The organism is Geminocystis sp. GBBB08, from assembly GCF_016743215.1.
Classification (GTDB): Bacteria; Cyanobacteriota; Cyanobacteriia; order Cyanobacteriales; family Cyanobacteriaceae; genus Geminocystis.
The window spans coordinates 1-10,546 of record NZ_VRZC01000134.1 but is presented as its reverse complement, the minus strand read 5'-3'; the positions used below and the strand labels follow the sequence as shown (position 1 = coordinate 10,546).

General features: G+C 31.5%; 11 protein-coding genes. 9 read left to right on the top strand and 2 right to left on the bottom strand.

The window, feature by feature from the left end; genetic code table 11:
- Positions 1-216: 216 nt before the first annotated feature.
- Positions 217-1,017: an acyl-ACP--UDP-N-acetylglucosamine O-acyltransferase gene (gene lpxA / locus FWJ34_RS14820; protein WP_396231989.1), complete on the top strand. Its 801-nt coding sequence runs from the start codon at positions 217-219 to the stop codon at positions 1,015-1,017.
- Between the two features lie 119 nt (positions 1,018-1,136).
- Here the strand turns inward: lpxA and FWJ34_RS14815 are convergent, their stop codons facing one another.
- Positions 1,137-1,406 carry a type II toxin-antitoxin system RelE/ParE family toxin gene (locus FWJ34_RS14815; protein WP_308256107.1) on the bottom strand — a complete coding sequence of 90 codons (270 nt, stop codon included), beginning with the start codon at positions 1,404-1,406 and terminating at the stop codon, positions 1,137-1,139.
- Positions 1,399-1,689 carry a type II toxin-antitoxin system Phd/YefM family antitoxin gene (locus FWJ34_RS14810; RefSeq protein WP_308256106.1) on the bottom strand — a complete coding sequence of 97 codons (291 nt, stop codon included), beginning with the start codon at positions 1,687-1,689 and terminating at the stop codon, positions 1,399-1,401. Before FWJ34_RS14810 ends, FWJ34_RS14815 begins: the two co-directional genes overlap by 8 nt.
- Before the next feature lie 233 nt (positions 1,690-1,922).
- Here FWJ34_RS14810 and FWJ34_RS14805 point away from each other — a divergent pair, with 233 nt between their 5' ends.
- From FWJ34_RS14805 to FWJ34_RS14770, 8 genes are all read left to right on the top strand, one after another.
- Positions 1,923-5,492, top strand: a complete 3,570-nt coding sequence (locus tag FWJ34_RS14805; protein ID WP_308256105.1) for a helicase-related protein — start codon at positions 1,923-1,925, stop codon at positions 5,490-5,492.
- A gap of 48 nt (positions 5,493-5,540) precedes the next feature.
- The gene (locus FWJ34_RS14800) at positions 5,541-5,750 is read left to right on the top strand and encodes a hypothetical protein (RefSeq protein WP_308256104.1); all 210 of its coding nucleotides are present in this window, start codon (positions 5,541-5,543) and stop codon (positions 5,748-5,750) included.
- Positions 5,751-5,776: 26 nt separating this feature from the next.
- Positions 5,777-6,088 (top strand): hypothetical protein, encoded by a 312-nt coding sequence (locus FWJ34_RS14795; RefSeq protein ID WP_308256103.1) that lies wholly within the window; start codon positions 5,777-5,779, stop codon positions 6,086-6,088.
- Positions 6,089-6,092: 4 nt separating this feature from the next.
- Positions 6,093-6,389 carry a transcriptional regulator gene (locus FWJ34_RS14790; protein ID WP_308256102.1) on the top strand — a complete coding sequence of 99 codons (297 nt, stop codon included), beginning with the start codon at positions 6,093-6,095 and terminating at the stop codon, positions 6,387-6,389.
- A 108-nt stretch (positions 6,390-6,497) separates the two neighbouring features.
- Entirely contained in the window at positions 6,498-6,806 is a 309-nt protein-coding gene (locus FWJ34_RS14785; RefSeq protein ID WP_308256101.1) for a hypothetical protein, read from the top strand.
- A gap of 73 nt (positions 6,807-6,879) precedes the next feature.
- Positions 6,880-7,158, top strand: a complete 279-nt coding sequence (locus FWJ34_RS14780) for a type II toxin-antitoxin system PemK/MazF family toxin (RefSeq protein WP_308256100.1) — start codon at positions 6,880-6,882, stop codon at positions 7,156-7,158.
- Complete coding sequence (locus FWJ34_RS14775; RefSeq protein ID WP_308256099.1) at positions 7,148-7,405, top strand: hypothetical protein; 258 nt, start codon at positions 7,148-7,150, stop codon at positions 7,403-7,405. The genes FWJ34_RS14780 and FWJ34_RS14775 overlap by 11 nt, the downstream gene beginning before the upstream one ends.
- Positions 7,406-7,750: 345 nt before the next feature.
- The gene (locus tag FWJ34_RS14770; RefSeq protein ID WP_308256097.1) at positions 7,751-10,540 is read left to right on the top strand and encodes an Eco57I restriction-modification methylase domain-containing protein; all 2,790 of its coding nucleotides are present in this window, start codon (positions 7,751-7,753) and stop codon (positions 10,538-10,540) included.
- The last annotated feature ends 6 nt before the right edge of the window (positions 10,541-10,546 follow it).

Below are 10,546 nucleotides of genomic sequence, written 5' to 3'. Positions count from 1 at the left end.
TTTTTTTTGTGGCAAAAGCGTCTTAATTAAATCCCATTCTTCATCTGTGAGACTACTAGAGTAAACCATGATAAAAGTTCTTCCCATTTTCTTCTATTATTGTAATAGATACCAAATGGGTTCTATACAATTAATTTTGCATGAGTGCTTAAACTCCATTCTCTGATTTTTTTGTCTATTATCTGTTTCTAATTTCATCAAATATACAATTAATTAATTTTACGAATCGTGATACATCCTACTGCTATTATTGACAAAAAAGCTGAATTAGATTCCTCTGTAGAAATTGCCCCTAATGTCGTTATCGGTGCTGATGTAAAAATTGGCGCTAATACGTTTATCGGTGCTAATGTAGTAGTTTCTGGACCTATTGAAATTGGTTGTGATAATCAAATATTTCCGGGAGCAGCTTTAGGTTTAGCACCCCAAGATTTAAAATACAAAGGTGATCAAAGTTCCGTTAAAATTGGCCATCGCAATATTATTCGAGAATATGTAACCATTAACCGTGCCACTGGGGAAGGAGAAGAAACCGTTATCGGTAATGATAATCTTTTGATGGCTTATGTTCATGTAGCACATAACTGTATTTTAGGCGATCGCATTGTAATTGCTAATTCGGTGGCGTTAGCAGGTCATGTAGAGATAGAATCAAAGGCGGTAATTGGGGGAATGTTGGGGATTCATCAATTTGTAAAAATCGGTAAAATGGCGATGTTAGGGGGTATGAGTCGAATAGATCGAGATGTACCACCATATATGTTAGTGGAAGGTAATCCTTCTCATGTGCGATCGCTTAATCTTGTCGCTTTAAAACGGAATAACTTTGACAATGAAGAAATATTTTTATTGAAAAAAGCCTATAAAATCTTATATAAATCAGGACTAACCATAAGTCAAGCATTAAAAGAATTAGAACATTTATCTGACAATGAACATATAAAACATTTAACTAAATTTATGGAATCTTCTGTCAACGATAAAAATAGACGAGGTTTAATTAATGGCAGTAAATAATTTTTTATATTTTATAAGTCAAATATAGTTGTTTTAAATTGTTATTTAAAGAGTCAAATCATTTAATTAAATACGACTATATTTAGATTGTGGGATAAATTCTGGTATCTTACAATCATTCATAAATTCTGATAAACCTCATCATCATTACGTTTACCAATTTTAAAAACTCTAATTTTATCATCTTCTATTCTGTATAAAATGCGATATTCACCTTGATCTACTCTATATCCTTTATCATATCCTTTTAACTTTTTATGATCTTGAGGAAAGGGATTATCTTGTAAAGTAAATATTTTAAAAACAATTTGTTTAATAAATTTAGGCTGAAGATTTTTTAAACTTTTTCTAGCAGAATATTCAATAATTAAGGAGTTTTCTTTATTCATCTTCATCTCCAGAAGTTAAATCTTCTATAGTTAATCCTAATTCATTTAATAACTCATCAAAAGTTATACTCTGTTGGTTTTTACTTTCAGCTACAGCTTGACGTAATAATTCAGAATCTCTCGCATCTTCTAAGTCTTCTAATAATTTCAAATCAGCATAATTAATTATGGCAACTTTTCCCTTACCTTCCCTTTCAATGATTATTCTTTCTCCTTCAGTTTCAGCTTTTTTAACCAAGTCTAAAAGATCATTTGAATTAATATTTTGATTTACTGTAATCATTGATAACTTACCTAGTATTGATATTTTAGTCTGATCATAATCTATCATTAATGATTTGTGCTAAGATGATAAAATTTTATTAATTAGACTAAACTTAATTGTAATTTTTTATTTAAAGCAGACAAGATTTTTTCGACAACAAATAAAGGGAAAATTGTCTTTGATTTATAAATTTTGTCAATTTCAGGAAATATGAGTTAACAACAATCTAATTTATTATAATCCCTCTCATCATGCCTAGAATATTTGATAATATCGATGATCGACTTTTAGATAGTCTAAAATACACGGCGAAGAATGCCTATAAAGCTGATTTTTGCGTGGGTTATTTTAACTTAAGAGGATGGCGATCGATCTCTAATGAAATTGAAAAATTCTCTGGGGGAGAGGATAATCAATGTCGTGTCTTAATTGGAATGCACAAATTACCATCAACTCAATTATATGAAGAATTAAAAATCCTAGCTGATTCCCAAGATAAAATGTCTCAGGGAAAAATCAATGATTTAAAAACTATAATTGCCAGAGAATTTCGGGAACAATTAATGGTAGGTGTTCCCACTTCTGCTGACGAAAAAGGTTTACAACAATTACGACAACAGTTACTGCAACAAAAAGTAGTCGTTAAACTACATTTACGTCATCTCCTCCATGCTAAACTTTATCTACTTTATAAAGACGACCGAGATCAACCGATTATCGGTTATTTAGGCAGTAGTAATCTCACTTTGTCAGGGTTAAAATATCAAGGAGAATTAAATATTGATGTTTTAGATCATGATGCCACTAATAAGCTACAGCAATGGTTTAACGATCGTTGGAATGATAAATTTTGCATTGATATTAGTCAAGAATTAGCAAATATTATTGATGAAAGTTGGGCAACGGAAAAATTAATTCCTCCTTATTATATTTATATAAAAATGGCATATCATCTATCTCAAGAAGCAAGAGACGGATTAAGTCAATATACAATACCTTCAGAATTTAAACTATTTGACTTTCAGGAAGCCTCCGTAAAAATTGCCTGTCATCATGTTAATCGCCGAGGCGGAGTGATTATTGGAGATGTGGTAGGCTTAGGTAAAACTATGGTAGGAACGGCGATCGCCCGTGTATTAGAGGAAGATTTCGGATTTAGTACTTTAATTATCTGTCCGAAAAACCTTGTCACCATGTGGGAAAATTACCGAGATACTTATGGTTTAAGGGCAAAAATTTTATCTATCAGCATGGTAGAAAAAGAATTAGAAAATGTACCTGCTAGATTTAGACTGGTATTGATTGATGAAAGTCATAATTTACGCAACCGAGAAGGAAAAAGATATGCTTGTATCAAAGATTATATTGAACAGAGTGGTAGTCGTTGCATTCTTTTAACCGCTACTCCCTACAATAAAAGTTACCTTGATTTATCGGCACAATTAAGATTATTTGTGGGAGAAGATGAAGATTTAGGTATAAGACCAGAAGAATTATTAAGAAATACTAATTTTGCCATCCAACATCCAGATATTAGCCCTCGTACTTTAAAAGCCTTTGAAAATAGCGAATATTCAGAGGATTGGCAACAATTAATGAGTAAATATATGGTGCGTCGTACTCGCAGTTTTATTAGAGATAATTATGCACAATTAGACAGAGAAAAGAAGAGAAAATATTTAGAATTTGCTGATGGTAGTCGTTCTTATTTCCCCCATCGAATCCCGAAAACTGCTACCTTTAAACTAGGGGAAAATGATCCTTATGCAAAACTTTATTCTCCTGAAGTAGTGGATATTATAAGTAATCTTAATTTACCCCGTTATGCTTTAGGTAGCTATCAATTAAGCAATATCAAACAACAATTATTAAGCTCAAAAGAGAAAGATTTATTAGATAGTTTATCCCGTGCTGGAAGAAATTTAATCGGTTTTTGTCGCACTAATTTATTTAAAAGATTAGAAAGTAGCGGTTATGCTTTTATTGAGTCGATCGAACGACATATTTTAAGAAATTATATTTATTTATATGCCATAGAATCAGGGTTAGATATTCCTATTGGTACGCAAGATGTGGACTTATTTTCTGCGGTATTTAATGACCAAGATACTGATTCTACTTTAAGTAATAACTTAGATATTGAAACCCTTGAAAATGAAGATAGTGAGGAAGATTTAGAAAGTTTTGAAAGTATCGAAAAACAAGAAAATATTTATCAAGAAAAAGCGAGAAAAGTTTATGAAATTTATCAAACTAAATATCAAAAAAGATTTAAATGGATTCGTCCTAATTTATTTAATCAAGATTTAGTTAAACATTTACAAGAGGATGCTCATAATCTTCTAAAGATATTAAATAATTCCCCAGAATGGACTACTAAAAATGATCAAAAATTATTAGCTTTACACCAATTAATTATTAAAACTCATCCTGAAGAAAAAATATTAATCTTTTCTCAATTTGCGGATACTGTCAGTTATTTAAAAGAAAAATTAACTTTATTAGGCTTAACAAGTTTTGCTTGTGCTACTGGTAAATCGGAAAATCCTACTATTCTCGCTCAACGTTTTAGTCCGAAAAGTAATAATAAATCCTTCTCTTGTGAACAAGAATTAAGGGTTTTAATTGCCACAGATGTACTCTCAGAAGGGCAAAATCTTCAAGATTGTCGCATTATCGTTAATTATGATTTACCTTGGGCAATTATTCGTTTAATCCAACGGGCGGGGAGAGTCGATCGAATAGGGCAAACTGCTGAAGAAATACTTTGTTATTCTTTTTTACCGGCTGATGGAGTGGAAGAATTAATTAACCTACGGGGAAGATTAAGTGATCGATTACGAGAAAATGCAGAAGTAGTGGGTACAGATGAGATATTTTTTGAAGGTGCTGATGATAACCTAATTCTGGATTTATACCATGAAAAAGCAGGTATTCTCGATGATGTAGAAGATAACGAAGTGGACTTAGTTTCAGAAGCCTTGAGTATTTGGGAAAGTGCTAAGGAAAAATATCCCGACATTGCCCAAAAAATCGAGCAGTTACCTAATGTTATTTATTCTACCAAAAGGTTAGATCCTCCCCAGCCCTCCTTAATAAGAGATTTAGATCCCCCCCAACCCCCCTTAACAAAGGGGAGAGTAAATACGGAAAAAGCCTCCATTACTAAGGAGATGAAAGACGTGGAAGTTCCCCTTACTAAGGGGGATAAAGGGGGATCAAGCCTTACAAATGGAAGATTAAGGGGCGATCGAGATTGGGGATCAGAAAATCCTCAAGGAGTTTTAATGTATATGCGTACCAGTGATGGCGTTGATGCTTTGGCTTATGTGAATGAAAACGGTAATAGCGTTACTCAATCTCAAAATCGCATTTTACGCCTTGCTCGTTGTGAATTAGAAACTAAACCGATCGCACGTCATCCCGATCATTTTGATTTAGTGGATAAAGGGGCAAAAATTATCGCTCAACAACAGAAGAAAATGGCAGGAGGCGGTAAACTCGGAAGCCCTAACGGTGCAAGGGCAAAAACTTATAATCGTCTTAATGGCTATATTGACTATATCAAAAATCATACTCCTCTCCTCGCTCAAGGGCAACAATGGGATAATCTGATCAAAGCTGTGGAAGACATTTATAACTATCCTCTTAGGGAAAGTTCGATCGCCCGTTTAAACCGTCAATTAAGGAGTGGTATTAAGGATCAACAATTAGCGAATATGGTGGTATCTCTCTGGGAAGATTCTGCTTTATGTGTCACCCATGAGGATAAACAGGTTAGAGACAATCAAATTATTTGTTCTTTAGGATTATTTTCATAATGTAATGATATAATAATCTTGTTGATTTACTTAAAATAAAAACAAAATATGTCTAATTTACAATTACCTGAAAATACCACCCTAATTGAGCAAAGATTAAGCAATTTAGAACAAGAATTATCTGAAGTGAAAAAAATCTTAAACTCTAATTCTCAAAAATCTAACTGGTGGTTAAAAATCGCTGGAACTTTTGAAAATGATCCTACTTTTGATGAAGTTGAAAAACTTGGACAAGAATGGCGCAAATCTGCTGATTAAACAAGATAATTAGGAGCGATTTAATTTTGATTAATTATATATTAGATACCGATCATCTACGTTTAATTCAAAGAAATAATCAAGAAGGAAAAAATATCCTGAAAAAATTAATGGCTGTTGAAAATCCACAAATAGCGGTGACGATTATAACCTATGAAGAACAGGTTAGAGGAAGACTTTTATTTATCGCAAAAGCCAAAACTACTGAACAACAATTATTAGGCTATCAAGGTTTGCAAAATTTGCTCACTAATTATCAATCTATCATAGTTATTCCATTCAAATATGAAGCAATTATCGAATATCAAAATAGATGTTACTACTATTTAAACAGGTGAAATTATGGAATTAAAACCGATTAAAACTGAAACGGATTATCAATTAGCATTACAAGAAATAGAATCTCTTTTTAATGCGGAAATAAACACTCGAGAAGCAGAAAAACTAGATATTTTAACAACTTTAGTCGAAGCCTACGAACAACAACACTATTTCATCGAACCTCCTAGTCAAGTTGAAGCTATTTTATATTATTTAGAAAGTCGAAATCAAGGTTTTTCCCTATTTCTTTATGGCTTAAAACAAAGGGGAGTCAGTGAAGAAATTATTAAAGATGTTTTAGCTACTATTAACCCTTAAAAATATGGTTCGTAGTGAGGACTTTAGTCCTTATTTAATACATGGCTAAAGCCATTACTACAAACAATAGAAAATTAGTTACAATAAACAAATTAATAATAATTAATTATGAAAAAAACTCATTATTTAACCACAAAAATACAAAAAGGAAATCGCTTAGATTTACATATTCCTGAATTACCAGAAGGGCAAAATGTAGAAATTATTATCATTGTGCCAGAAAACCAAACTATTAATGACCGTGAAAATAATTTAACACAATTAAGCAATTCAGAGTCAAATATCATTAAAAAATCTTTAGCACAGCGCCGTCAATTAATGGAACAACAAGCGGAAGCTATGGAAAAATATTATGAGGAAGATCAATCATGGCGAGACTGGGTTAATTTAGATTTAGAGGAAATCTATGAGTATTAAACCTCAAAGGGGAGAAATTTGGTTAGTTAACTTAGATCCTACCATTGGAGCAGAAATTTAAAAAACTCGACCTGTGGTTATTGTTAGTTCTAATACGTTGGGAAAATTACCATTAAAATTAGTTGTACCAATAACCGATGGGAAAAACTCTTTTATTAATAATTTATGGCACATTGAAATTAACCCAGATGCTAATAATGGATTGACAAAAAAATCCGTTGCGGATGCTTTACAAACTAGAAGTATTGATCTAAAAAGATTTATGCAAAAGCTAGGAAATTTATCCACCGAAAAGTTACAACAAATCAATACTGCTATTGTTAATTTGATTGAATATGAATATGAAAATTAACCGTAAAAATATTACCAAATATCTCGACAACTTTGATTTTGAATCTCTTTTTATCGAAGAATTAGGCTGGGATTATCCCCAAGATGACACCGAAAAATATATCACCATTGATAAGCAAATATTTACTTTAACTCCTATTGCTGATAAACGAGGTTTTAATGTCTTTTTATGTCTATTAGACAATCAATCAATTCCCCTTTCTGCTACTCTTAAAAAGATTGATCAAGAAGTTAGTAAATATTCCTAAGAACATTTTATTATTTATGCTTCTCAACTAGACAAAAATCAAAAATGGCAATGGACAAAAAAAGAAAATAACACCTTAAAACCCAGAATTATAGAATATTGTGCTAATAAAAAAAGAGTCTTATTAGATGCCTTAGAAACCATTAATATTAGTTTAGCAGAAGAAAATAATCTTAATCTTTTAAGTGTTAAAGAAAAAGCTAAAAAAGCCTTTGATATAGAAAAAGTAACCAAAAAATTCTTTACCGAATTTCAATTAGAACATCGTAAATTTGTCGAATTTATTAACGGTATTGATGACATCAAAGATAAAAACTGGTATGCTTCCGTTATCTTAAATCGTTTAATGTTTGTCTATTTTTTACAGAAAAAAGGCTTTCTTGATCACGACAATAAAAACTATTTACAAGATAAATTAACTCAAAGTAAACTCAAAGGAGAAAATCTATTTTACAGCAAATTTTTACAAAGTTTATTCTTTCAAGGATTTGGCAAAAGAGCATATCAAAGAAGTAAAAAAGTTAACCAATTAATCGGGGATATTAAATACCTCAATGGCGGTTTATTTTTACCCCATATTATTGAGCAGAAATACCAAGAAAAAATCACCATAAACGATCAAGCCTTCACCGATATTTTACAATTATTTGCCAGTTATACATGGCATTTAGACGACACCCCAAGGGGTAACGAAGATGAAATTAACCCCGATGTTTTAGGTTATATATTTGAGAAATATATCAATCAAAAAGCCTTTGGTGCATACTATACAAAACCAGAAATTACTAACTATTTATGTGAGAAAACCATCAATAAATATATCTTTAACTCCCTATCACAAAATTCTACTGTGAAACTGGCTTCTAGCCTGTCAGAAAATATTAACAAGCAAGATGCTTATTTCACCAATGAGATTTGTAACCTATTATTAGATGATATTTTACCTAACTTATCTATTCTTGATCCAGCCTGTGGTAGTGGTGCTTTTTTAGTGGCAGGATTACAGCATTTAATTAAAGTTTATACCGCCATTTTTGACTATATTCACACATCAGGAGATGAAGCAAATAAAGTCCGATTAACTAGTATTAAAAATCATCATCCTTCCCTTGAATACTATATCAAAAAACGCATTATTACCGATAATTTATACGGCGTTGATATTATGGAAGAAGCCACAGAAATCGCTAAATTAAGACTATTTTTAAGTTTAGTAGCCAGTGCGCAAACCGTAGCAGATTTAGAGCCTTTACCTAACGTTGACTTTAACATCATGGCGGGTAATTCTTTAATCGGTTTAATTCGGGTAGATGGTAACGCTTTTGATACACTAAAAGTCCCCTTTGTCAAAAGGGATTTAGGGGGATATAAAACAAAAAATGATCCCCTCCAACCTTCCTTATTAAGAGGAGAGAATGGTGTGCAAGGAAACCTTTTAAATCTCATCGCTTCTTCTGAATATCAACGGATTTTAGCAGAAAAAAATGAGAGTATTAAAAAATATAAAGAACACGCTTTTAAAACCGAAGAAATTGAAGGAACAGATCAAGATTCTCGTTTACAAATGTTAAGGAATCATATCGCCAAAGTCAATGATGAATCTATAGCAAAACTCAATCAATTATTATTAGATGAATTTAGCACTAAATTGGGCATAAAATATGAAGATGTGCAGTTGAAAGGGAAACCGCAAAAACGCCTTTTAACTATTCAAGATATGGAAAAGTTAAAGCCCTTCCATTGGGGTTATCACTTTGATAAAATCATCGCCAAAGGTGGTTTTGATATTATTTTAGGTAATCCTCCTTGGGAAACTTTCCAGCCTGATGGAAAAGAATTTTTTGCTGAATATAGTGATAATATTTCTAAAAAGAAAATGTCTTTAAAAGATTTTCAAAAAGAGATAGACAAATTATTAGTTAATGAGGAAATTAAGGAAAAGTGGTTAAAATATCAAAGTTATTTTAATTATACAAGAGAATATTTTAGATTTGCTGAACAATATAAAAATCAAGTTCCTATTATTAATGGTAAAAGACATGGAAAAGATATTAATTTATATAAGTTATTTTTAGAACAATGCGTTAATTTATTGGCAAAAAATGGGGAATGTGGCATCGTCATTCCTAGCGGTATTTATACAGATTTAGGCACAAAACAACTGCGAGAAATGCTCTTTTCTCAAACTACCATTACGGGATTATTTTGCTTTGAAAATCGTAAAAATATTTTTGAAGGTGTAGATAGCCGTTTTAAGTTTGTGATTCTGACTTTTGAGAATAATCCTCCTCAACTCCCTTTCCTAAGGCGGGAGAAAGAGGTGGAAGTCTCCTTTTCTAAGGAAGATTTAGGGGGATCAAATAAGGAGGATTTAGGGGATAATAATCAATGTTTTCCTGCTAAGTTTATGCGCCATGAAGTGACAGAATTAACCAGTTTTCCCGATGAAAATTCGATTATTATTGATGTGGATTTAATTAAAAAATTATCTCCTGATTCTCTGTCGATTATGGAATTTAAGAGCGATTTAGACATCGAAATTGTCAAAAAAATGGCTCGTTTTCCCTTGTTAGGGGAGCAAATAAAAGACAAGTGGAATTTAGAATTACATCGTGAATTTAATATGACTGATGATGCTTATTTATTTAAAATAGAAGCAGGAAAAGGCAGATTACCTCTCTATGAAGGGAAGATGATGTGGCATTTTTCTCATTTACTATCTCAACCTCGTTATTGGGTAGAAGAAAAAGAAGCAAGAAAAGCGGTATTAGGACAAACTTTAGATAAAGGTCAAATTTTAGGTTATCAAAAATATAGATTAGCTTATCGATCTATCGCATCAAATACAAATGAAAGAACATTAATTTCAACAATTCTTTCACCTTGTTTTACTGGTAATTCTTTAAATATGTGTGAAAGTTTAAGTAATAAAAATCAATTATTTTGTAGTTCGTTACTTAATTCTTTTATTGTTGATTGGTTACTGCGACAAATGGTGACAACTAATATTAATATGTTTTATAGAACCCATTTGGTATCTTTTTTAGAAGAATTACATAGTAATGATTTGAGAATAAATGCTTTAATCTCGTCAAAACCTTTTGTTATTTCGGTTACAGATGTAAATATCAAATAGGTTCTA

Excerpts from the sequence above, each read along its gene's own strand:
- FWJ34_RS14790 (WP_308256102.1), top strand. The coding sequence starts at position 6,093 with ATGGAATTAAAACCGATTAAAACTGAAACGGATTATCAATTAGCATTA.
- FWJ34_RS14810 (WP_308256106.1), bottom strand. The coding sequence starts at position 1,689 with ATGATTACAGTAAATCAAAATATTAATTCAAATGATCTTTTAGACTTG.
- FWJ34_RS14770 (WP_308256097.1), top strand. The coding sequence starts at position 7,751 with ATGTTTGTCTATTTTTTACAGAAAAAAGGCTTTCTTGATCACGACAAT.
- FWJ34_RS14805 (WP_308256105.1), top strand. The coding sequence starts at position 1,923 with ATGCCTAGAATATTTGATAATATCGATGATCGACTTTTAGATAGTCTA.
- FWJ34_RS14800 (WP_308256104.1), top strand. The coding sequence starts at position 5,541 with ATGTCTAATTTACAATTACCTGAAAATACCACCCTAATTGAGCAAAGA.
- FWJ34_RS14785 (WP_308256101.1), top strand. The coding sequence starts at position 6,498 with ATGAAAAAAACTCATTATTTAACCACAAAAATACAAAAAGGAAATCGC.
- FWJ34_RS14775 (WP_308256099.1), top strand. The coding sequence starts at position 7,148 with ATGAAAATTAACCGTAAAAATATTACCAAATATCTCGACAACTTTGAT.
- FWJ34_RS14815 (WP_308256107.1), bottom strand. The coding sequence starts at position 1,406 with ATGAATAAAGAAAACTCCTTAATTATTGAATATTCTGCTAGAAAAAGT.